The 22,129-nt window shown below is 41.0% G+C and carries 19 protein-coding genes and 1 riboswitch; of the genes, 14 read left to right on the forward strand and 5 right to left on the reverse strand.

The genetic code is table 11. The features are described 5' to 3' along the window. The first annotated feature begins 17 nt into the window (after positions 1 to 17). A riboswitch (FMN riboswitch) is annotated at positions 18 to 163 on the forward strand. 160 nt (positions 164 to 323) lie between these two features. The 8 genes from ribD (at position 324) to KFZ58_RS05035 (ending at position 8,637) form a co-directional block, all read left to right on the forward strand. Continuing rightward, the gene (ribD, locus tag KFZ58_RS05000) at positions 324 to 1,439 is read left to right on the forward strand and encodes a bifunctional diaminohydroxyphosphoribosylaminopyrimidine deaminase/5-amino-6-(5-phosphoribosylamino)uracil reductase RibD (RefSeq protein ID WP_235793731.1); all 1,116 of its coding nucleotides are present in this window, start codon (positions 324 to 326) and stop codon (positions 1,437 to 1,439) included. Continuing rightward, complete coding sequence (gene ribE / locus KFZ58_RS05005) at positions 1,420 to 2,031, forward strand: riboflavin synthase (RefSeq protein WP_235793732.1); 612 nt, start codon at positions 1,420 to 1,422, stop codon at positions 2,029 to 2,031. The genes ribD and ribE overlap by 20 nt, the downstream gene beginning before the upstream one ends. A gap of 35 nt (positions 2,032 to 2,066) precedes the next feature. Continuing rightward, the gene (locus KFZ58_RS05010; RefSeq protein ID WP_235793733.1) at positions 2,067 to 3,272 is read left to right on the forward strand and encodes a bifunctional 3,4-dihydroxy-2-butanone-4-phosphate synthase/GTP cyclohydrolase II; all 1,206 of its coding nucleotides are present in this window, start codon (positions 2,067 to 2,069) and stop codon (positions 3,270 to 3,272) included. 18 nt (positions 3,273 to 3,290) lie between these two features. Next, positions 3,291 to 3,761, forward strand: coding sequence for a 6,7-dimethyl-8-ribityllumazine synthase (gene ribH, locus KFZ58_RS05015; protein ID WP_235793734.1), 471 nt, complete (start codon positions 3,291 to 3,293; stop codon positions 3,759 to 3,761). Positions 3,762 to 4,086: 325 nt separating this feature from the next. Next, entirely contained in the window at positions 4,087 to 5,964 is a 1,878-nt protein-coding gene (locus tag KFZ58_RS05020) for an ABC-F family ATP-binding cassette domain-containing protein (RefSeq protein WP_235793735.1), read from the forward strand. 72 nt (positions 5,965 to 6,036) lie between these two features. Further along, positions 6,037 to 6,606 (forward strand): hypothetical protein, encoded by a 570-nt coding sequence (locus KFZ58_RS05025; protein WP_235793736.1) that lies wholly within the window; start codon positions 6,037 to 6,039, stop codon positions 6,604 to 6,606. Between the two features lie 82 nt (positions 6,607 to 6,688). Continuing rightward, a complete protein-coding gene (locus tag KFZ58_RS05030; RefSeq protein ID WP_235793737.1) occupies positions 6,689 to 7,741 on the forward strand; it encodes a C45 family autoproteolytic acyltransferase/hydrolase in 1,053 nt (350 codons plus the stop codon). Between the two features lie 224 nt (positions 7,742 to 7,965). After that, the gene (locus KFZ58_RS05035) at positions 7,966 to 8,637 is read left to right on the forward strand and encodes a hypothetical protein (RefSeq protein WP_235793738.1); all 672 of its coding nucleotides are present in this window, start codon (positions 7,966 to 7,968) and stop codon (positions 8,635 to 8,637) included. A gap of 550 nt (positions 8,638 to 9,187) precedes the next feature. On the opposite strand, the gene KFZ58_RS05040 is transcribed toward KFZ58_RS05035, so the two are convergent. The 5 genes from KFZ58_RS05040 to kynU all read right to left on the reverse strand — a co-directional run bounded on the left by KFZ58_RS05040 (position 9,188) and on the right by kynU (position 14,984). After that, entirely contained in the window at positions 9,188 to 10,528 is a 1,341-nt protein-coding gene (locus tag KFZ58_RS05040) for a CoA-disulfide reductase (RefSeq protein ID WP_235793739.1), read from the reverse strand. A 277-nt stretch (positions 10,529 to 10,805) separates the two neighbouring features. Next, positions 10,806 to 12,143 carry a sodium-dependent transporter gene (locus KFZ58_RS05045; protein ID WP_235793740.1) on the reverse strand — a complete coding sequence of 446 codons (1,338 nt, stop codon included), beginning with the start codon at positions 12,141 to 12,143 and terminating at the stop codon, positions 10,806 to 10,808. Positions 12,144 to 12,226: 83 nt separating this feature from the next. Continuing rightward, the gene (gene kynA / locus KFZ58_RS05050; protein WP_235793741.1) at positions 12,227 to 13,075 is read right to left on the reverse strand and encodes a tryptophan 2,3-dioxygenase; all 849 of its coding nucleotides are present in this window, start codon (positions 13,073 to 13,075) and stop codon (positions 12,227 to 12,229) included. After that, complete coding sequence (gene kynB / locus KFZ58_RS05055; RefSeq protein WP_235793742.1) at positions 13,072 to 13,713, reverse strand: arylformamidase; 642 nt, start codon at positions 13,711 to 13,713, stop codon at positions 13,072 to 13,074. Before kynB ends, kynA begins: the two co-directional genes overlap by 4 nt. Beyond that, complete coding sequence (gene kynU, locus KFZ58_RS05060; protein WP_235793743.1) at positions 13,713 to 14,984, reverse strand: kynureninase; 1,272 nt, start codon at positions 14,982 to 14,984, stop codon at positions 13,713 to 13,715. The genes kynB and kynU overlap by 1 nt, the downstream gene beginning before the upstream one ends. A 295-nt stretch (positions 14,985 to 15,279) precedes the next feature. Between kynU and KFZ58_RS05065 the strand changes: the two genes are divergently transcribed. From KFZ58_RS05065 to KFZ58_RS05090, 6 genes are all read left to right on the forward strand, one after another. Continuing rightward, positions 15,280 to 16,455, forward strand: a complete 1,176-nt coding sequence (locus KFZ58_RS05065) for an LL-diaminopimelate aminotransferase (RefSeq protein WP_235793744.1) — start codon at positions 15,280 to 15,282, stop codon at positions 16,453 to 16,455. A gap of 6 nt (positions 16,456 to 16,461) precedes the next feature. Beyond that, the gene (locus KFZ58_RS05070) at positions 16,462 to 18,090 is read left to right on the forward strand and encodes a thiamine pyrophosphate-dependent enzyme (RefSeq protein WP_235794666.1); all 1,629 of its coding nucleotides are present in this window, start codon (positions 16,462 to 16,464) and stop codon (positions 18,088 to 18,090) included. A gap of 30 nt (positions 18,091 to 18,120) precedes the next feature. Beyond that, positions 18,121 to 19,617: an aldehyde dehydrogenase family protein gene (locus KFZ58_RS05075; protein WP_235793745.1), complete on the forward strand. Its 1,497-nt coding sequence runs from the start codon at positions 18,121 to 18,123 to the stop codon at positions 19,615 to 19,617. Between the two features lie 42 nt (positions 19,618 to 19,659). Continuing rightward, positions 19,660 to 20,832, forward strand: a complete 1,173-nt coding sequence (locus KFZ58_RS05080) for a saccharopine dehydrogenase family protein (RefSeq protein ID WP_235793746.1) — start codon at positions 19,660 to 19,662, stop codon at positions 20,830 to 20,832. 63 nt (positions 20,833 to 20,895) lie between these two features. Next, the gene (locus KFZ58_RS05085; protein ID WP_235793747.1) at positions 20,896 to 21,666 is read left to right on the forward strand and encodes an IclR family transcriptional regulator; all 771 of its coding nucleotides are present in this window, start codon (positions 20,896 to 20,898) and stop codon (positions 21,664 to 21,666) included. A 5-nt stretch (positions 21,667 to 21,671) separates the two neighbouring features. Beyond that, entirely contained in the window at positions 21,672 to 21,983 is a 312-nt protein-coding gene (locus tag KFZ58_RS05090) for a DUF3870 domain-containing protein (protein WP_235793748.1), read from the forward strand. Positions 21,984 to 22,129 lie beyond the last annotated feature (146 nt).

Raw genomic sequence — 22,129 nt, forward strand, 5'->3', positions numbered from 1 at the left:
AGAAAATCAAATACGCAATATTCCTTCGGGGTCGGGTGAAATTCCCAATCGGCGGTGATGAAATCAATTCTTAGTCCGCGACCCGTATGGTTATGAAAACCAAGCGGTGGATCTGGTGAAACTCCGGAACCGACAGTTATAGTCTGGATGGGAGAAGGAATTTTTTAAGCAGCGAGTATGTTTCTAATCGAACAATGCATGGTTTTCATTATTCTGTCCATGTATCATTTTTAGATATACTTTTTTTAAAACTTGTTGATAAAAATTCTAACCCAGGCCTCTGAAGCGAATTCAGAGGCCTTTTAATCGTGAGGAGTGATTATTTGAATGACGAAGATTATATGCGATACGCGCTAGACCTAGCCCGCGGAGTTTCAGCGCAAACGAGCCCGAATCCCCCAGTCGGCGCAGTTGTTGTGAAAGACGGGGATATCATTGGGCTTGGTGCTCACTTAAAAGCAGGGGAAGCTCATGCAGAAGTGCATGCACTCGAAATGGCTGGGGATAAAACGAAAGGTGCAACGATATATGTCACGCTTGAACCATGCTCCCACCATGGTAAAACCCCGCCATGTGCTGATCTGATTGTAGAAAAAGGTATAGAACGGGCAGTTATTGCGGTAGCGGATCCAAATGAAAAGGTGGCAGGTCAAGGTATTGAAAAGCTTCTTAATGCTAATATACAAGTAGATCTTGGTGTATTGGGAAATGAAGCTGAAGAAGTAAATGCAGTATTTTTCCATTATACCAAAACCAAGACACCGTTTGTAACAGTAAAATCTGCTGTCAGCCTGGATGGAAAGACAGCGACAAAAACTGGTGATAGCAAATGGATAACCGGTGAAGAAGCTAGGCTTGATGTACATCATTACCGGCATAAGCATGACGCAATTTTAGTAGGTGTCAACACCGTAATTGCAGATAATCCCAAGCTTACTACAAGACTTCCCAATAGCGGGAAAAACCCGGTACGCATCATTTTGGACACCAACTTAAGAACGCCATTGGATGCTACTATTATTACTGATAATGAAGCCCCAACGTGGATTTTTACCGGAAGAAATGTAATAGAACAAGAAAAGGCTCCTTTTTTGAAAAAGCCTCAGGTGGATGTTATTCAGCTTGACGAGGAACAGATCGATATAGATACGGTGCTTGGGATTCTGGGTGAGAGAAAAGTTATGTCTGTATATGTAGAAGGCGGATCTGAGGTTAATGGCTCTTTTTTAAAAAAACAACGAATTAATCAGTTTGTTATGTATATGGCGCCAAAGTTAATTGGCGGAAAAGATGCACCAACATCATTTACAGGCGAAGGATTTCAACACATTGCTGAAGTTCTAGGTTTGACTATCAAACAAGTTGTAATGATTGGTGAAGATATTAAAGTTATCGCTGAACCGAGAAAGGAAGTATCAGATGTTTACAGGAATAATTGAAGAAATGGGCACCATGAAAAGTATGGAACATGTATCTGATCAGGCAGTTAAGCTGAAAATTGGCTCTGACAGCGTTATATCGGACGTAAACTCAGGGGACAGCATAGCGGTTAATGGCATCTGTCTAACTGTTACGGATTATAATTCGGAAAATTTTCAAGTGGATGTCATGCCTGAGACAATCAAATCCACTTCTCTGAGTGCATTAAAGCCAGGATCCAAGGTGAATTTGGAAAGATCCATGGCGGCAAATGGCAGATTTGGTGGTCATTTTGTTTCCGGTCATATTGATGGCAAGGGAAAGATTATTCGGAAGGAAAGACAAGAGAATGCGGTTTATTATGATGTTCAAATCGCTAAAGAACTTGCCCCATTTTTCATAAAAAAAGGATCAGTAGCTGTGGACGGAATCAGTTTGACTGTTTTTCATGTGGAGGAGAATACATTTACGATTTCCCTAATCCCACATACCGTCTCAGAAACTGTCCTAGGTGAAAAAAATAAAGGGGATACCGTTAATATCGAGTGTGATATGCTCGCTAAATATATGCAACAGATGCTGGAGCAACAAAAGCAAAACAGTGAAAATTAACCAAGAATTGCTATTACGCGAAGGAAGGGAAGCTTATGTTTCATACAATCGAAGAGGCAGTTTCAGATTTAAAAGCAGGAAAGCCGGTTATCGTTGTAGATGATGAGAATAGAGAAAACGAAGGTGACTTAGTTGCGCTGTCTCAACATGTGACACCAGAAATGATTAACTTTATGATTACACATGCAAAAGGATTAGTGTGTACATCGATTAAAGCAGATTTAGCTGATAAAATAGGGTTGCCTCTAATGACTAGTCAGAGTACAGATCCATTTGGCACAGCCTTTACTGTATCTGTTGATCACAAAGATTCAACAACAGGAATTAGTGCAAAAGAGCGGTCTCAAACCATTCAAGCGCTCGTTAATCCAGATGTGGAGGTAACAGATTTTAAACAACCGGGACATGTTTTCCCATTGATTGCAAAAGAGGGCGGGGTCTTGAGGCGACCTGGGCATACGGAAGCTTCGGTTGATTTAGCATCATTAAGCGGGGCATTTCCTTCAGGTGTCATTTGTGAAATAATTAAAGATGATGGCGAGATGGCAAGGGTTCCTGAACTAAAGAATATGGCGGAAACATTCGACTTGAAAATAATAACCATTGAAGCACTAATCGACTATCGAAAAAATAAATCAAGTCATATTAAGCGGGAAGTAGAAACAATTTTACCAACTGAATTCGGGACATTTAAAATATTTGGTTATACAAATGACCTGGATGATAAAGAACATATTGCGTTAGTAAAAGGAGACATTGATTCTAATTCAGATGATGCAATTTTGACGCGGATTCATTCCGAGTGTCTTACAGGAGATGTCTTTGGATCCCATCGCTGTGATTGTGGCCCGCAGCTCCATCAAGCACTGGCGGAAATTGAAGAAGCTGGACGTGGCGTTTTAATTTATATGCGACAAGAGGGCCGTGGTATTGGACTGATCAATAAACTTCGTGCATACAAACTGCAGGATGAAGGGTTCGATACGGTGGAAGCCAATGAACAGCTGGGATTTGCTCCGGATTTGCGAAAATATGATTTTAGTGCACAAATTTTAAAGGATTTGGGAGTGAAAAATATCCACCTTTTAACCAATAACCCTGAAAAAATAAAGGCACTGGAGTCGTTTGGAATAACGATGCAGTCACGTCTTCCTATACAAACAAATATGCGGGAAGAAAATGAAAGCTACATGAAAACGAAATATGTTAAATTAGGGCATTTACTATCATTTCATCACTAATAGAGGGAGAAGATTCTAATGGGAAGAACACTTGAAGGAAATCTGGTAGGCAGTGATTTGAAAATAGGAATTGTTGTAGCGAGATTTAATGAATTTATCACTGGTAAATTACTGGAGGGTGCAGTTGGCACATTGAAAAGACATGGGGTAACGGATGATAATATAGATATCGCATGGGTTCCCGGTGCATTTGAGATCCCTTTAATTGCCGGGAAAATGGCAAACAATCCAGCTTATGATGCAGTGATTACGCTAGGTACGGTGATTCGAGGCTCAACGCCGCATTTTGATTATGTATGTAATGAAGCTGCCAAGGGTGTATCCAATGCATCTGTCCAATCCGGAAAGCCGGTAATCTTTGGGATCCTCACAACAGAAACGATTGAACAAGCAGTGGAACGTGCAGGAACCAAGGCTGGAAACAAAGGAGCAGAAGCAGCAGTGTCTGCGATTGAAATGGCAAACCTCATAAAAGTAATCGAGGAATAATAGAAAGCCGGGAAAGCGACTGCGTTCAGCTTTCTCGGCTTTTTAGATGGAAAATCAGCTATGAGTACGATAAACTAGTAGGAAGGCTATTTATGAACGGGGGCGTTTACCATCAAACTATTAGTTACACAATTTATCATCATAGCTGTTATTTGGACAGGGATGGCTTTCTTTTTTTCTGATATGAATACGATGAGTCAAGCCATATTTTATATTGTTACGTCTTGGCTTCTGTTTTTACTCGTTATCATCGTTAAAACGTGGATCAGTAATAAAAGGAACAATACAGAATAGCTGCTGAAAAAGCGTGAGGAAGGGTTAGCATATGCTTAACATTGAAAATTTATATAAATCATATGGTGAAAAGATATTATTTAACGACATTTCATGCACGATTACCGAGCAGGAACGCATTGGTCTCATCGGTGTCAATGGTACGGGAAAGTCCAGCTTTTTAAAAGCAATAGCTGGTGTAGATGCACCGGAGAAAGGAACGATTAAGCATCCAAAAGATTATCATATTGAATATCTGCCTCAGGACCCGGAGCTTGATGGGAGCTTAACGGTGATTGAACAAATTTATTATGGGGATTCTGCCATTATGCAGGTCATGCGTGGCTATGAGCGAGCGCTGCAACGCTTGCAAAATAACCCAGGTAGTGACGACGTACAGTCCCAACTACTTAAAATGCAGCAAAAAATGGACGAGCATGAAGCTTGGGAAGCGAATACCACCGCAAAAACAGTACTGACAAAATTAGGAATAACAGATTTTGATAAAAATGTCACGGAGCTTTCTGGAGGACAGAAAAAACGTGTGGCAATAGCAAAAGCCCTCATTCAGCCAGCGAATTTATTAATACTGGATGAGCCGACCAACCATTTGGATAATGAAACGGTCGAGTGGCTGGAGAAATTTTTGCAAGGGTATAAAGGATCGCTATTGCTCGTTACCCATGATAGATATTTTTTAAATCGGGTAACCAATCGGATTTTTGAGTTGGATAAGGGAAATTTATATATCTATGAAGGTAATTATGAAGTGTTTTTAGAAAAAAAGGCAGAGCGTGAAGAACTGGAAGAGCGTAACAAACAGAAGCATCAAAACACATTAAAACGTGAAATTGCCTGGTTAAAACGCGGCGTAAAAGCTAGAGGGACAAAACAAAAGGCGAGAGTTGACCGTGTTTCTGAAATGAAGAAGACTACCTTTGATACAAAAAAGCAGGATGTAGATTTTCAGGTAGGGTCCACCCGTTTAGGAAAACAAGTCATTGAATTAGAGGATATTGAAAAAGCCTATGACAGTAAGAAGCTATTGAGGGATTTCAGTCATCTAGTTGTACCGCATGATCGTATCGGAATTGTTGGGCCAAATGGTTCCGGGAAAACGACGTTGCTTAATATAATGGCGGAGCGGATAAGGCCTGATCTAGGTGAAGTCAACATAGGGGAAACCGTTAAAATCGGCTATTATACACAAGGTGAGGAAGAACTCGACGGTAACATGCGGGTGATTGATTATATTAAAGAGGTTGCTGAAGTCGTTCATACAAAAGATCAGTCAGTGATTACGGCGGAGCAGATGCTGGAGCGATTTTTATTTTCTAGACCGGAGCAGTGGACCTATATTCGCAGGCTTTCCGGCGGGGAAAAACGGCGCTTGTATTTGCTTAAAGTGCTAATGACGGAACCGAATGTACTATTTTTGGATGAACCAACAAATGATCTGGATACTACTACATTAAGTGTACTGGAAGATTATTTGGATCAATTCCCTGGCGTGGTGATTACGGTGTCCCATGATCGTTACTTCTTGGATCGGGTTGTGGATCAGTTGCTCGTGTTTACAGGTGGTGGGGAAGTAAAACGCTTTTTTGGAAACTATAGTGCGTATTTAGAGGAAGTCCATGAGGTTTCAGAGAAGCAAGCGAAACCTGATAAAGTAGAGCAGCGGCCAAAAAAACAGAAGAAAAAGCTCTCGTACCATGAGCAAAAAGAATGGAACCAAATTGAGGATCAGATCATGGAGTTGGAAGAAAGAGTAGAAGAATTACAGCAAGAGATTATAGATGCAGGCAGTAATTCGGAAAAAGTTCAGGAGTTATTTGCCGAGCAGGAGAAGACAGAAGCGGAACTTGAGGCTAAGATGGAGCGTTGGGAAGAACTTTCACTGATGGTGGAGGAGTTGGAAAACAAATAATATACTACCTGAATAAGATTGGTGTTATAGATACAAGCTATAGTATAGCATCTTATTTAGGTGGTCTAACCAATGAGTGAAGCCCAAATGTATCAACGAATTTATGAATTGAGGGAACAACTTAGTGATGCTTATTCTAATTACTGGAACCTCTATTCGGATATGAGCACATGGTTTTTTTGGTTTAACCTGGCAAGTGTTGTGATACCATTTATTATCCTCTACTTCGCAATCGACAGAGAAAGGTTATTCGAAATTTCCTTTTATGGTTACACGGTACATGTGCTGTGGTCAAATGTGGATAATTTTTTAACCGCACAAAATTATCTCAGCCATCCCCACACCCTGACCGGGTTCATTCCTGCTGGGGTCACGGTAACGGCCGTTGTACTTCCAGTAACTTTCATGCTGCTGTATCAATATTGTACCAATAAGGGTAAAAATTTTTACCTTTATGCTATTGTCGCTTCCTTCATTTTTGGATGTGGGTTTGGTGGAATTTCAATGATCGTGGACTTACTGCGAATGCATAATGGCATGAATCTATTTTATTTATTCCTTATTGACATAGTAGTTGCGTTCCTCGCTCTGTGGATGACAAGGCTTTTCTTTAAAATAAAGAAGACGAAAAGAAAAATATAATCTTTTGTGAAAATCTTTATTTCATTTTTCTTCCATATCGAGTAAACTAAGGGTAGAAAATGAAAAGATGAGGGATTAATTCATGCAACATATATATAGCGATATTATCCAATTTCGAGGAAGTCACTATGATTTTGGCTATATGCAGGGGGAATTATTAAAGGGTTCTATTACAATTACAAATCGTAGGAAGCAATGGCAAATCAGAAAGCAGCGTTTTTCCATTAGTGAGAATGAAGTAAAACGAGCGATTTTACCGTTTGCTCCGGGGATTTGGGATGAGCTTATCGGCCTTCAGGATGGCCTGCAAATGCCGATGGAAGAGGTTTTAAAAGAATTTGGTGGATATCGGCTTGACTATGTTAAGAGTGGATGTTCTATTTTCACAGACTCTAATTATATGATTCGAAATTATGATTTTCATCCAAGAACATATGAGGGACGTTATACGATTTTTCAACCGAAGGATCAGGGCTATGCTGTTATCGGTCCATCCCAGCGGATTACAGGGCGGATGGACGGGATGAATGAGAAAGGGCTCGCGATGGGCTATAATTTTATCCACCGGAGGAAACCTGGTGAGGGGTTTATCTGTAACATGATTGGGCGAATGATCCTGGAAAACTGCGCTAATGTTTTTGAGGCAATTTCGCTCCTGAAGGAAATACCGCATCGCCACTCATTCAGTTATGTCGTATTAGATGAAAACGAGGAAACATATGTCATTGAAGCGACACCAAGAGGAGTGGAAGTTCGTCAGTCAAATGTCTGTACCAATCACTTCGAAGTATTAAAAGAAGAAAATCGTCATCATTTAGATGATTCATATAAACGAGTAGAAGCTATCAGGCAGCAGCAAAGCAAGGCTACGGACGAATACCAAGCATTTCGGATGATGAATGATACAGATAGAGGTATTTTTTCCGATAAATATAAGAACTGGGCAGGAACTATTCATACATCTGCTTATTTTCCGAAGCAACGGAAAGCATGGTTTGCTTTAGGTGGTGACCGTAAGCCGGTTATTTTTGATTTTGACAGGTGGCTTCGTGGGGAGCGAATTACAACAACGCGCATCTTAGGTGAGGTTGATACTGATCTGGCATTCGGACACATGGATGAAGTTGTACGATAGGCTTTCGGATAAATTGAACTGATTTCTGATTATTTTAAGGTTTAAAACGTATACTAGTAAGGGAAACTATCTATATGCAGAACTTCATTTTCAGCAGTAATAAAAGTATATCCATATTTCTTACTGCATATTGCAACTAAGGCTGTCACCGAAAGGCTTGGTGGCAACCAAGTTTTCTAATAAATGCAGTTATAAAATTACAAGGTTATATAGGAGGTAATTTAATGAAACTTTATCAGGTAAGAAAAGGGCAATTTGTGTTTTATAATAATGAATTGCACAAAGTGTATTCTGTAAAACCCGTGTTTAGAAAATCGATTCATCTATATCGATTGAAGGATATGCAGCAATTTTTGACAAGAGCTGCTGACATTGAATTGTATAGACCTCAGCATAATGACACATTTATCTTTTATGGAAAGCGGTATACAATTAATAAAGATTTGAGGCCAGAGCCAGGTGATTATATTCTAATCATAAAACCAACGCCGGATTTTCTGGATCATTACTCCCTTAATGAGATTGAGAAAGTAGAGAGTATTGAAGATGGAAATGTAGTCACAACAAAAGATAATGGTGTAAAACATAGTGAATATGTTGTTATGGTTCCTGGAAAGTCAGATGCCAGCCAGGAAATTGCCTATCGTGATAAAAACCTGGTGCCGGAAGCACAGCAAATTGAAGATGAGTCCATTACTTATTTATCAGAGAAAGATAATACATTAAAACCGGTAGTAGGCGATATCTATATTGATGTCAGAAATGATACAAAAGCAATGATTGTTGCAATGACAGAGGATGAAGTTGTATTTGGACATGGAGTCCGTGTCCATGTTGCAGAGCTACTGGATGAAAATAATTTTACACTTGTGTACCGTTTTGAAGAAGATTTATAAGCAATGAAATCCCAGCTGAAATTTACGGCTGGGATTTTTGATTTAGGCTCTTTTCGTAAGTATGGTTGGTATTTAAAATCTTCGTAGTTGATGTAGAAGACGAAGCAGTTACTGTTTGCTATAATCACCGTTCGGGTCAGCGAAGGGCGGATGCTTTCCGCGGGCACGGCCTCAGCCCCTCGAGAAAACCACTCTCAGGTCTTCGGACACGTGCTATTCCCGCAGGAGTCACCGCCCTTCGCTGACCCGAACTGGTGAGATGGTTTGAATACTGATTACTAATGCAATTTAGCGGCAAAAACCGGAACACTCAGCGGAGGAAACACATGTAGACTCCTGCGGGAGGAAAGGCCTAGGCGAGACCCGGAGTGCGTAGCACGAGGGGGCTCACCAGCCGCCCTAAGGTGCGCGAAATGTGTTTCCGGAGCGAAGTCTAAGCACCCAACTATCATTAGAATTTTCATTATGTCGTCTTTTATATCTTTTGTGTCAAAAGCCACAATTTAGAAAACAGTCTTGATTGATTAAACCAACTTTTTAACGATTTTGTTCAATCAATCATCGCTGATGCTTTATAACCAAGAACATTAACAGGATCCTTTGGACTAGAATAAGGAGGTGCGTAGGCAAGTTCCAATTCAGGCAGATCCCTTGCAGTTAGTTTGGCTGTGATGGCTGTTGTCAGCACTGCAAGCCGTTTATCGACCCCGTCAAATCCGACGACATGCGCTCCATATAGACTTCCTGTTTTATCATTAAATAAAATTTTCAACCAGAGCTTATCAGATCCGGGATAGTATCCGGCATGAGAATAAGATTGTAATGTAGCTTCTTTAAATGTATACCCTAAATTTTTCAAAGTGGCACTGTTATGTCCTGTTGCTCCAACGGTTAGGTCAAACACCTTTAAAATAGACGATCCGAGCGTCCCTTTATATGGAATGTTTTCACCACTGAGATGACTGGCGATAATAAAAGCTTGTCTGTGTGCCGGCCATGCAAGAGCTGTATGTCTTGGTGTTTGTGCAATTAAATCCTTTGTTTCAACAGCATCACCTAACGCATAAATATCCGGATCAGTCGTCTGCATGTATTCACTTACAGAGATGGCGCCTGTATTTCCGAGTTTTAAGGATGCATCAATAGCAAGACGCGTATTTGGTTTAACTCCTGTTGCCATGATTGTCATATCTGCATGTAAGGAATTTCCGCTGTTAAGCTGGATCGTTTTCCCTTCATTAGAATAGCCGGCCAGCCCATCGTCTAAAATTAGCTTAACACCTTTTTCGTTTAGGTGGTCTTCAATGATAGCAGCCATATTTTTATCGACTGATTTCATTACCTGGTCAGATCTATCAATGATCGTACAATCCAATCCTAAGGCATGCAGATTTTCGACCATTTCCAAACCAATAAAACCAGCTCCGATGATTGCTGCGGTCTTTGGCTGATTAGTTTTGATATAATTGTGTATTTCATCCATGTCTGGAACCGTATGCAAGGAAAATATACAAGCTTCATTTCTTCCTGTCACGTTTGGAACGACGGCTGATGCGCCTGGTGCTAGGATTAGTTTGTCATAAGTTTCTTTGTATATATCTGATTCATTTCTTACCTGAATTTGTTTGTTTTGGCGGTCAATACTTGTAACTTCAGATCCTGTTCTTATTGTGACATCATATTTTTCACTAAATGTAGATGCAGGTATTAATAAATCATCTCTACTTTCGACGACTTTTCCAATATAATAGGGCATCCCGCAATTAGAGAAAGAGATATGATCACCTTTATCAAACATAATAATTTCAGATTCCTTATCATTCCTGCGAATTTGAGCCGCAACAGTTGCTCCACCGCCAACTCCACCGACAATTAAAATTTTTTGTGCCATCTAATTCGCTCCTTATTCTAACGTAGTATTTATACCAAATAAAGGAAATCGACTCTACCGCCAATTTCCACCAATCCGACATCTTTTCTATAGGCTGTTTTCTAAAAAATTGTTGCTTTTGATAAGAATGCGACGTAGTATACCGCTACGGAAATACACTACGCGCACCTTAGGGCGGCTGGTGAGCCTCCTTGTGTTGGCGCACTACGGAGTCTCACCTAGGCCTTTAGCTCCCGCAGGTAGATTTAAAGCAACAATACTTACGAAAATATCCTTCCTACATTGATCCCAAGAAAACGATTATAATCGTAGCAGGAACGACCCATCGCATAATCTGAAACCATACTTGATAAAGTCCGGGAGATAATTTATTACTATAGGAAAACTCCTCTTTTATAAGTGTTTTATCCATTCTAAAGCCAATGAATAAAGCAATTAGTAAACAGCCACCAGGAAGCAGGATGTTACTTACGAGATAGTCAGTTGCGTCAAATACGGTTAAACCGAAAATGGTAAAATCCGCTAAGACATTTGATGACAATGCTGCTGGGATTCCTGCAATAAAAACAATCATACCAGCTACGGCAGCGACTTTTCTTCGAGATCGTTGTTTTTTTTCTGTGAAAGCAGAAGTGATAATTTCCAGCATGCTGAATGACGATGTCAGTATCGCAAATAAGAATAACAAAAGAAACAGACTTAGGAAGACCTCACCAAATGGCATCTGTGCAAAAGCCTCCGGTAAAACCATGAACAGTAATCCAGGTCCTTCCGTTGGTTCAAGCCCAAACGCGAATACAACAGGGAATATAGCTAAACCGGCTAGCAGTGAAACGAATATGTTCATAATCGACACAGACCCTGCGGACATTGGAAGACTGATATCTTTATTTAAATAAGAGCTGTAGGTGACCATCACCGAGAATCCGACAGCTAAGGAAAAAAAGGATTGCCCAAGTGCATACAGAACACCTTCACCAGTAATTTGTGAAAAGTCCGGCTGCAGGAAAAATGATAATCCTCCCATAGCACCTTCAAAGGTTAACGCACGAATGACGAGAATAATGAAAAAGACAAATAATAAGGGCATTAATACTTTACTTGCCTTCTCAATCCCATTTTTGATCCCAAATGAAACAACGATTATGTTAATGATTATAAATAACGCGAGACCGAAAATCACGATCAACGGATTTCCAGTAATCGTCGCAAATAATGCTTCATAATCGGTGTTGTCCTGAATGACCATCCCAGGAATGGACATAGCGCTGTAAATTAACACCCAGCCGCCTACCACACTATAGAAGGACATAAGGAGGAATGCACCGACAACACCCCAGCGTCCGATAATGGATGACCAGCCACTTTTAGGTGCAAGCGTTTTATAGGCACTGACCGCTTCCTTTTGTGATCCTCTGCCGATAATGAATTCGGCAAGTAAAATAGGCAGTCCAATAATAACCGTAAATAAAATAAATAGCAGGAAAAAAGCACCGCCACCGTTCATTCCCGTCATATAAGGGAACTTCCATATAGCACCAAGGCCGATTGCAGCCCCTGCGGATGATAAAATAAAGCCAAGCTTTGTGGCCCATTGATCGTTTTTAGCTGGCATTGTACGACTTCCTTTCTGATATACCTTTTTTGATTTGTTGGACAAATTTTATTGACCTTTCGACTAGAAGTCAAGTCTTACTTCTACATTTCTGTTCGAATATCCCATAATTCCGGGAAAAAATAATGGTCCAGTACGTTCTTTAAATAGCCAACGCCAGAAGACCCGCCAGTTCCCGTTTTATGGCCGATAATTCGTTCTACGGTTTTCATATGTTTAAAGCGCCATTGCTGAAATGAATCTTCAATATCCACCAGTTTTTCTGCCAACTGGTATAGTTCCCAGTATTGATCGACGTTTTTATAAACAGTAAGCCAGGCCTGTTCAACAGATGCATCCTTCTCATATGTTTTTGAAAAATCACGCTTTAAAATGGCTTCATTAATCGGAAAGCCAACTCCAGCCAGTGTTTCAATTGCAACATCATAAAGCCCTGGGGATTGGTATGCCTTTTCTAACATGGCATAAATCTCTGGATCCTTTTCATAGATCTTCAGGATAAAAGATGTTTTATAGCCAAGTACAAATTCTACAAGTCTGTATTGATAGGACTGAAAGCCAGATGCATTGCCTAATTTCCCACGGAATTCCATGTATTCTGCTGGAGTCAACGTTGATAAAACGTCCCATGCTTGAATCATCTGTCGTTGGATATTAGAAACACGTGCCAGCATTTTAAAGGAAGCTTGCAGATCACCTTGTTGAATAGCAGTGATGGCACCCTGTATTTCATGAATGGTTAGTTTGAGCCAAAGCTCGCTGACATGATGAATGATAATGAATAACATTTCATCATGATGGCCGGATAACCTTTTTTGACTCGATAATAAAGTATCAAGCTGCAGATAGTCGCCATAGGTCATTTTTTCAATGAAGTCAGTATGGATGCCTTCTTCTGATTTAAATGTATCACTAGTATACTTATCTGTCATGATTCATTCTCCTCATTGATGGGACGTAAAACTGCACGAACCGGGCTGCCGTCAGCACCGTGAATGGCCAGTGGCAGTGCGACTAATTCATAAAGACCTTCCTCTACACGATCGAGCATAATATTTTCTAAAATATTAATACCATTTCTGTAAAGTGCATGATGTGTCTCTAGCTCTTTACTGTCGGGGGCGTCGACCGATGGTATATCAACACCTAATAATGCTACGCCTTTTTCCTGTAAAAAGGCTGCGATATCAGGATCGAGATTTGGTATTTGATCCGGAAAATGTTTCGGGTTATTCGGTAGGGAGGTGCGTAATAAAACTCGGGGTACATTCTCCCATTCAAATTCCTGTAAGACTGCTGCAGTTATTTTATCTGTATGACTTACATCGATGACAATTGCCTTTCCGATATACAAGTCCAGATCCAGCTGTTCTACTGTCTTTCCTGCTGAGTCATAATGAAATGGTGCATCGATATGTGTGCCAATATGTAAGCTTGTTGTCATTTGCCCGATATTAGCAGGGCCAGTTTCTTCTTTTGTGAACGTAGGTGAATAGGAGAAGGGAGTATCTCCTGGAAATTGTGCGATTTCATTTGTTAGCGACTGAGAAATATCTATCCAATTTGACATTATGCGATTACACCTCGTTTATTTTCATATTTTTTATAGCGTTCTTCATCCATGATGGTTTTTAAAATTTGTACCATTTGCCAGACCTCTTCAAATGTATTGTATAAGGCGACAGGTGCTAGACGTATGCCATTCGGATTACGAAAATCCGGGATGACTTTATCTGCTTTTAATGCCCTGCAAATACGAGCAGCTTCCGGATGTTTCAAATAAACATGGCCCGCGCGCATGCTCTCATCTTTTGGGTTCGCAATTGTAAAATTGTAATCGGTTAGTTTGGTTTCAATCAATTCCATTAAATAATTCGTCAATTGGAGCGATTTTTGGCGGATGTGATTTATCCCTGCTTCCTGGAACATTTCCAGAGATCCGAGTAACGGCGCGGCACTTAATACATGCGGTGTGCCAATTTGGTATGCTCCCACGTCGCCAGCTGGTGTAAGGGTGTGCTCCATATCGAATTGCTTTTCTTTGGATGAGCTAAACCAACCAGCAAGTCCCGGTTCGTTGCCAAAGTGTTTCTCATTCATATACAATCCCCCAACACTGCCGGGACCTCCGTTCAAATGCTTATACGTACACCAGAAAGCAAAGTCGACGTCCCAATCGGATAATTGATGAGGAATAGATCCAATCGAATGGCATAAATCAAAGCCAATTAGGATGCCGCGTTTATGCGCTTCCCTTGTTAGTTTTTCCATATCTAAAATTTGACCACTTCGATAGAGTACGCCTGGCAGAATAATGAGCGCAATGTCATTCGTCATCGCATCAATAATGTCTTGCGTTTTGAGCGTGTTTTCATCATTGCTTTTCACCTGAATTAAATGGTCTACCGGATTGAGATTATGTAGTCTCAATTGGCTTTTTAATGCATAGATATCTGAAGGGAAGTTCAATTCATCTGCAAGGATTTTTGTTTTATTTCCTTCAGGTTGGAAAAAGCTTGCAACAAGCTGATGCAGATTAGTTGTTGTCGACCCTGTTACGATAACCTCTTCTGGTTTAGCTCCAACTAAAGGTGCGGACATTTTTCCAAGCTTTTGGGATAAGTAAAACCAGGGATGCTTTCCCTCTGTCCATCCATCGATTGCATAGGTCTTCCAGGCATTCATCAGTGTATTTACAGTCGTTTCAGCCCGTTTAGACATAAGTCCTAATGAATTACCGTCAAAATAAATCGTGTCGTTCGGAATATAAAATTCGTTTCGAAAGTTTTTTAGATTGTCTTGCTGATCTAAATGTTGTGCATAGCTTTTATCGGTCTTCATTGCAGTACACCTCTTTTTGTATAGGTAGTTTCATTTTAACAAACGAAGTTAATTTTGTATGTGAAAGTCTAAAAGTTATTGTTTTTGACACAAAAGATAGAGAATACGACGTAGTGACAATTCTTATTGCACATTACGTCGTCTTTTATATCAACAGCGAAGATTTAAAAGCAAAAATACTTATGAGAAATAATACAGTTATCACTTTAATAATATTGCAAATTATAAAATATGGGTATATACTATTGTTAGATATATAAAATGACGTTTCAATTATTGAAATAGGGGGATGGGAATGTCTTTTGTTTCGGACAAAGTGAGAAACTTACCACCGTATTTATTTTCCGAACTTCAACGCAAGAAAAAACATTTGGAGGCGAATGGGGTAGACGTTATTGATCTAGGTATCGGAGCTCCGGATTTACCTGCGCCCAATTTTGTATATGATAAGCTGGTGGAGGAAGCTAAAAAGCCAGTTAACCACAGGTACTCTACCTATAGCGGCAGTTCTGAATTTAAAGAGGCTGTTGCGGATTTTTATAAAAGACATTATGCAGTTGACTTGGATCCGGATACAGAGGTATTGACATTAATTGGGTCAAAAGAAGGTATCGCACATCTATTTCAAGCAGTAATTAATCCAGGTGATGCGGTAATTTTGCCAAACCCCGGATATCCTGTTTATCAAACGAGCGTACATTTAGCAGACGGGGAAAATATTCCTTTGCCACTGGATGCAGAAAACGGATATGTTCCACAATTTAATGAACTGGAAAAAAAGGATGTCGATCGCTCGAAGCTTCTGTTTTTAAATTACCCAAGCAATCCAACAGCGGCTACTATTGATTCAAACACTTTTGTGAAAGCGATGTCATTTGCTGTCGAAAACAATCTTTTGCTTGTGAATGATGCGGCGTATGATTTGGTGACATTTGATGGCTACAGGGCACCAAGCATCATGCAAGTCCCTGGCGCCAAGACCTGTGCAGTAGAATTCGGATCACTATCGAAAAGTTTCAATATGACCGGTTGGCGAATTGGCTATGTTGTTGGCAATAGAGATGTTATTCAAGCATTAGCAACATTAAAAAGCAATATGGATACAAGTCAATTTCTTCCTATCCAAAAAGCTGCCGCTGCCGCGCTCGGAAGCGACTTTTCCACCGTAAAAGCAATGAACAGTATATATAAAGAACGCATGGAAAAAATGTATGCTGCTCTAAAAGAGATGGGGATTTATGCGGAAAAACCAAGAGGGACGATTTTCCTTTGGGCAAAAGTTCCGGACGGGTTTTATTCCATTGATTTTGCAAATAAACTATTGGAAGAGGCAGGTGTTATTGTGACACCTGGAGTTGCTTTTGGTTCGTTGGGTGAAGGCTATTTTCGTATCGCATTAACGGTAACTGTAGAACGTCTTGATGAAGTTATAAATCGATTGAAACAGCTTGATTTAGGGGGTGAAGCCTAAGTGAAAATGACCGCAGCTCAAGCTATTGTAGCATGTATGAAAAAGGAAGGTGCTGATAAGACGTTCTGTGTGCCCGGTGAGAGCTATTTGCCTGTGTTGGATGCGCTGCATGATGAGCCTTCGATTGATGTTATTTCTACCAGACATGAGGGCGGGGCTGCATTTATGGCAGAAGGGTATGCGAAAGCTGCTTTAAAGCCAGGTATCGTGCTTGCCACAAGGGCGGTAGGAGCAGCAAATCTATCCATCGGTGTACATACAGCCTATCAGGATTCTACACCAATGGTTGTTTTCTTAGGTCAGGTTCATCGGAAATTCAGGGGAAGAGAAGGATTTCAGGAAGTAGATTTAGACAGGTATTTCGGGCATATTGCAAAATGGGCTGTAGAGGTGACTGATGCTGAGCGCATGCCGGAAATAGTACAACGCGCATTTCGAATTGCAAAATCAGGAAGACCAGGCCCTGTTGTCATCGCATTGCCGGAAGATGTTTTGCCTGAAGAAGCAGAAATGCACTTTGGACCTGTGACGTCTATACCGAAGCCTGCGCCATCACAGCAGGAAGTTACGCTTGTTGAGAGACTCCTTACAACAGCCAAAAAACCGGTGATTATAGCTGGAGGCGGGGTGAAAAATGCACAAGCAGAAGATGATTTAGTAGCTTTTGCAGAAAAATACAAGATTCCGGTACTCGCAGCTTTTCGTCGTCAGGACGCTTTTCCAAATGATCATCCCTTATACGCAGGGCATCTCGGTCTTGGTACGAATAGGGAGATTCTTCAAACCGTCAATCAAGCGGATGTGATTATCGCGCTTGGTACGAGGCTTTCTGAAGTAACGACACAGGATTATTCGATTATTAGACCGGATAAAAAATTGATTCACGTAGCGATTGATCATGACACGATTGGGAAGGTCTACGGGCCAGATATTGGAATCGTGGCAGATTTGAAAGAGGCATTACAAGTATTGATGTACATGGAGATAGATGGTGCCTGGGGGAGTTGGGCTAACGCACGACGACAAGCATATGAGAAGGTGAGTCGAATAGAAGCTTCAGCAGATGACGTGATCAATAAGCAGATTATCGCACACATAGCAAAAAGACTTCCCCAAAATGCACTCCTAACAACAGATGCAGGGAATTTTGCCGGATGGCTCCATGCTTTCTATCCATTCCGAGAAAAACATACGTATGTTGGTCCGACTTCAGGAGCGATGGGGTATGGGATGCCTGCAGCACTCGGCGCGAAACTCGCCTTTCCGGAGAAAATAGTCGTTTCCTTATCCGGTGATGGCGGATTTATGATGACAGGTCAGGAACTGGAAACAGCGGTGAGAAATAATATTCCTGTCATATGTCTCGTTTTTAACAATAATATGTATGGTACCATTCGCATGCATCAGGAAATGCATTATCCAAAAAAAGTAGAGGCAACTGACTTGGGTGATGTTTCTTTTAAAGATTTAGCAATTAGTGTGGGCGCTGATGGATATTCCGTACGTACAATAGAAGAATTTGAAGTAGCCTTTGACCAAGCAATACAAAAGCTACGACCAGCAGTAATTGAAATTATAACAGGCAAGGAACAAATCTCTGTTTCATCAACGATTACGCAAATACGTGATCGGTGAAATAAAAATTCTTTGTAGGAGGTATTTTTCATGACAGTTGTATCATTGGAAACAAACAAACTAGCAAATTATATTAACGGAGAATGGGTAGATGTGAGTAGTACTGCACCGGTGATCAACCCGGCAACAAATGAGGCGATTGTGGAGGTACCGCTGTCGGATGCATCTAGCGTCGATCATGCTGTTGCCGGGGCAAAGAAAGCTCAGAAAGATTGGGCACTAGTACCAGCACCACAACGTGCGGAAGTACTCTATCAGGTTGGCTACCTTATGAAAGAACGTAAAGAAAGACTTTCCCAATTACTTACAATGGAAAATGGAAAGGTACTGGAAGAGGCACGTGGAGAAGTACAAGAAGGGATTGATATGGCCTTTTATATGGCTGGCGAAGGGCGTCGCCTATTTGGGCAGACTACACCAGCGGAACTGAAAGACAAATTTGCGATGAGCCAGCGTGTTCCGGTTGGTGTTGTTGGAATTATTACACCATGGAACTTTCCAATTGCTATCGCTACATGGAAGTCTTTTCCTGCTATCGTTGCCGGAAATGCTGTAATCTGGAAACCTGCAACAGAAACCCCAATTATGGCTTACGAACTTGCAAAAATATTTGAAGAAGCCGGTTTGCCTGATGGAGTGTTGAATGTCGTATTTGGCTCAGGATCCAGCGTGGGAGATGCTATGGTTCAGCATAAGGATATCCGTGTTATTTCATTTACTGGATCGGACGCTACAGGGCGCAATATTGCTAGTGAATGTGGAAAACAGTTGAAAAAAGTGTCCTTGGAAATGGGCGGGAAAAATGCTGTCATTGTGATGGATGATGCAGATCTGGATCTCGCAGTGGAAGGTATCTTATGGAGTGCATTTGGAACGAGCGGGCAACGCTGTACAGCATGTAGTCGTGTGATCGTGCATGAAAAGGTGAAAGAAACGCTAGAAGAGCGCTTGCTTGCTAAGATGGAGGAGTTAACCATCGGTAATGGTTTGGATGAATCGATCAAGGTTGGTCCTATTATTAACAAAGCTGGGATGGATAAAATTAACGGATATATGGAAATCGGAAAAGAAGAAGGTGCTAAATTACTTGCGGGTGGCTATGAACTGAATGCTGGGGATCAGGGAAAAGGAAATTATTTTGCACCAACATTATTTTCGGATGCAACTGCAGATATGCGTATTTCTCAAGAGGAAATTTTCGGGCCGGTTGTCTCCTTAATCCCGGTTAAGAGTTTTGAAGAGGCGATTGAGGTAAATAATGGTGTTGCTTTTGGACTTTCAAGCTCGATCTTCACAACTGATGTCAATCGTGTGTTCCAAGCACAGCGTGATCTGGATACCGGGATCGTTTATGTTAATGCAGGGACCACAGGTGCGGAAATCCATCTGCCATTTGGTGGCACAAAAGGTACAGGGAACGGGCATCGTGATTCTGGCGTGCAGGCGTTGGATGTGTTTACAGAGTGGAAGGCTATTTACGTTGATTACAGTGGCAAACTGCAGCGCGCACAAATTGATGTGGATTAATATATAAGATTTGTTGATCAATTTTTCGCAAGGGGGAATTGTATGAAAATCGGTGTATTAGGGTCAGGTTTAATGGGGAAAGAAGCCGCACGTGACTTAGTGGCAAGCGAAGATGTAACGGCTGTTGGGTTAGCAGATATTGACGTAAACCGAGCAAAGCAGGTTGTAGATCAATTAGATTCATCAAAACTGATGGCATATCAAGTGAATGCCAGTGACGAGGTTGAACTGGCAAATTATATGCGGCATTTTGATGTTATTATCAATGCGTTATTTTACTCTTTTAATGAAATTGTTGCAAAAACAGCGATTCAAATGGGGGTAAATTCTGTAGATCTAGGTGGCCATATTGGGCATGTGACCGATAAAGTGTTAGCAATGAAGGAAGATGCCAAACAAGCGGGAGTTACATTGATACCCGATCTTGGTGTTGCACCTGGTATGATTAATATTCTATCAGGACACGGAGCTAGTAAATTAGATAACCCGGAGTCTATAAAATTGTATGTTGGTGGAATTCCGGTAAAACCAGAGCCGCCATTCGAGTATAATCATGTCTTTTCCATGGAGGGCGTCTTTGATCATTACACAGACCCGTCCTTGATTATCCGCAATGGGATTAAACAGGAAATAGCATCACTGTCAGAGGTTGAACGTGTTCATTTTGAAAAATTCGGCCCCTTGGAGGCATTCCATACATCAGGAGGGACATCGACCTTATCGCTTTCGTATCCTGATCTGAAAACATTGGAGTATAAGACAATTCGCTATCCCGGTCATGCTGAAAAATTTAAATTACTAGTGGATTTAAATCTAACCAGGATGGATTATCAAGTTGATGTTAACGGGCAACAAATTAATCCGCGCCAAGTTTTGCTAAAAGTACTGGATCCTGTCGTTGAGCTTGGTGAAAAAGACGACGCTGTCTTATTAAGGGTCGTCGTTAGCGGCGAAAAACAAGGTGCCCCAGCAGTCTACGAATATGAAATGACAACATATAAAGATAGAAAGACTAATGTTACGGCTATGGCCCGAGCCACCGCAAACACGATATCCGTCGTCGCTCAGATGATTGGTAATGGGACCATTTCTAAAAAAGGTGTATATCCACCAGAGAAAATCGTCCCCGGTGAGGTGTATATCAACAAAATGGCAAAACGCGGTGTTACTATTATAGAAAAAGAAAATGCAGAAAAATACCGAGTGAATATGTAGGTTATTTCCCTCTGCTTGATAGCAGAGGGAAATTTTTTTACATATAAGAGGGGAGGTGGCGAGATGAATCAAAGTGTGACCAAGGCATTAAAACTGTTGGATTTATTTACCGAAGATAATCATGAGCTAACGTTAAAAGAAATTTCCCATCGGGCAAGTATACCGAAACCCACAGCATATCGCTTGTTATCAGCACTTGAGGCAAATGGCTTTTTATATAAAACAAAGGAAAATGAACATGATAGCAAGTATCGCTTGGGGCTGAAATTGCTTGAATTAGGACAAATTGTCTCCGATAAGTTAGAGTTAAGAGGAATGGCCTTGCCGTTTATGGAAGCCTTGGCGCGAGATATAAATGAAGTAGTTCATTTGGTGATTGTGAATCAACAGGAAGCCACGTACATCGAGAAGGTCGAAAGTAACCGTGCGCTCAGGTTGTATACCAGGATAGGGAAAAGCTCGCCCTTATACATAGGTTCGGGACCTAAAATGTTACTGGCTTTTTTGCCACCGGAAAGACAGGCAGAAATTCTATCTAACTCTGAATTACATCCATTAAAGGATGATAAACCAATAGATAAGAAAATGCTGCTGAAAGAATTAGTGACAATTCGGGAAAGCGGCTATGCGTATAGCATCGGAGAACAGGATGCGGATACAACAGGTATATCTTATCCGATTTATAATTACAGCAATGATGTAATTGCCTCATTAGCGGTAAGCGGATTATCCAGCCGTTTCGAAGGAGAAAATCTACAAATTTTAAAGTTGAAAACGTTAGAGACAGCAAAGAAAATATCAAGAACATTAGGTTATAAAAGAGAAGGGGAGTAATAGAGGTGAATACCGTATTTATAGCAGGCCATTCGCGTCTTCCATCTGGAATGGCTGCAAAGAGTATATATGAAACATTAACGATAACTGCAGAAATAGATAAAAAATATGGCGTTGTTGTAACAGCCAGTTGTACCTTAGCGACAGTTCATGGGAGAGAGTTTGTACAGCAATTACTTCGCGGTCACAGCTTGCAAGATGGCATCGACAAACCAGTAGAGGAAGTAAAAGAACATTATTTAGGAAAAGCCGGGGGCGCTGTTGTATCAGCGTTGAAGGATTTGTATAAGCAGTATGAGACTTACATTGGGAATTGATCACTCCGCTGGGGAGTGATCAAAATAGTAGAGCATCTTAAAAATCAGAGAAGGCACTTCGGAACCGGGAGAGATTACTGTCAAACCGGGAGACAGTCCCTCTGAAATGGGAGAGAGCTTCATCAAACCGGGAAACGTACAGTCAA

Origin of the sequence: Virgibacillus sp. NKC19-16 (assembly GCF_021560035.1) — a bacterium.
Taxonomy (GTDB): domain Bacteria; phylum Bacillota; class Bacilli; order Bacillales; family Amphibacillaceae; genus Virgibacillus_L; species Virgibacillus_L salidurans.

Bases quoted from the DNA above. Each gene is read 5' to 3' on its own strand.
- KFZ58_RS05025 (WP_235793736.1), top strand. From the start codon at position 6,037: ATGAGTGAAGCCCAAATGTATCAACGAATTTATGAATTGAGGGAACAA.
- KFZ58_RS05080 (WP_235793746.1), top strand. From the start codon at position 19,660: ATGAAAATCGGTGTATTAGGGTCAGGTTTAATGGGGAAAGAAGCCGCA.
- ribE (WP_235793732.1), top strand. From the start codon at position 1,420: ATGTTTACAGGAATAATTGAAGAAATGGGCACCATGAAAAGTATGGAA.
- KFZ58_RS05020 (WP_235793735.1), top strand. From the start codon at position 4,087: ATGCTTAACATTGAAAATTTATATAAATCATATGGTGAAAAGATATTA.
- kynA (WP_235793741.1), bottom strand. From the start codon at position 13,075: ATGACAGATAAGTATACTAGTGATACATTTAAATCAGAAGAAGGCATC.
- KFZ58_RS05045 (WP_235793740.1), bottom strand. From the start codon at position 12,143: ATGCCAGCTAAAAACGATCAATGGGCCACAAAGCTTGGCTTTATTTTA.
- KFZ58_RS05070 (WP_235794666.1), top strand. From the start codon at position 16,462: ATGACCGCAGCTCAAGCTATTGTAGCATGTATGAAAAAGGAAGGTGCT.
- KFZ58_RS05040 (WP_235793739.1), bottom strand. From the start codon at position 10,528: ATGGCACAAAAAATTTTAATTGTCGGTGGAGTTGGCGGTGGAGCAACT.
- KFZ58_RS05035 (WP_235793738.1), top strand. From the start codon at position 7,966: ATGAAACTTTATCAGGTAAGAAAAGGGCAATTTGTGTTTTATAATAAT.
- ribH (WP_235793734.1), top strand. From the start codon at position 3,291: ATGGGAAGAACACTTGAAGGAAATCTGGTAGGCAGTGATTTGAAAATA.
- kynB (WP_235793742.1), bottom strand. From the start codon at position 13,713: ATGTCAAATTGGATAGATATTTCTCAGTCGCTAACAAATGAAATCGCA.
- KFZ58_RS05075 (WP_235793745.1), top strand. From the start codon at position 18,121: ATGACAGTTGTATCATTGGAAACAAACAAACTAGCAAATTATATTAAC.
- KFZ58_RS05065 (WP_235793744.1), top strand. From the start codon at position 15,280: ATGTCTTTTGTTTCGGACAAAGTGAGAAACTTACCACCGTATTTATTT.
- KFZ58_RS05010 (WP_235793733.1), top strand. From the start codon at position 2,067: ATGTTTCATACAATCGAAGAGGCAGTTTCAGATTTAAAAGCAGGAAAG.
- kynU (WP_235793743.1), bottom strand. From the start codon at position 14,984: ATGAAGACCGATAAAAGCTATGCACAACATTTAGATCAGCAAGACAAT.
- KFZ58_RS05085 (WP_235793747.1), top strand. From the start codon at position 20,896: ATGAATCAAAGTGTGACCAAGGCATTAAAACTGTTGGATTTATTTACC.
- KFZ58_RS05030 (WP_235793737.1), top strand. From the start codon at position 6,689: ATGCAACATATATATAGCGATATTATCCAATTTCGAGGAAGTCACTAT.